The organism is Treponema sp. R6D11 (genome assembly GCF_054786075.1).
The window spans coordinates 1-329 of record NZ_BDHD01001331.1; the positions used below are offsets into that span (position 1 = coordinate 1).

Below are 329 nucleotides of genomic sequence, written 5' to 3' on the forward strand. Positions count from 1 at the left end.
GGCTTACGATGAACATTGGAGCGGCGGTTCTCCGGGGTCTGTAGCGTCCCTTAGATGGGGTCGCAGCGCGGGGGGTTATTTCCTTCGGGGTTTAGGGGCTGGAAAAATTGTTCTGGGTATTCCGTTTTACGGGCGGGCATGGGGGGGACAAAACCACCACAAGGCGCCTATTTATGTAACTATTGAAAAATTGAAAAAAAACAACAAAAAAAAAACCCTTATAAAAAAAAAAAAGAAAGTTATTGGTTCCCGCTAAAAAAAATTTACCAAACGCGGAAACCCCCGCCGATGACATTGTAGCCGCCGTTACGGAGATTGATAAATTCGGC

Annotated in this window: 1 pseudogene; it reads left to right on the plus strand. The window is 46.2% G+C overall.

Features of this window, described 5'->3' with window-relative positions:
- A pseudogene (locus tag ACYVTD_RS18635) lies at window positions 1-256 on the plus strand (glycosyl hydrolase family 18 protein); the annotation flags it as partial.
- Window positions 257-329 lie beyond the last annotated feature (73 nt).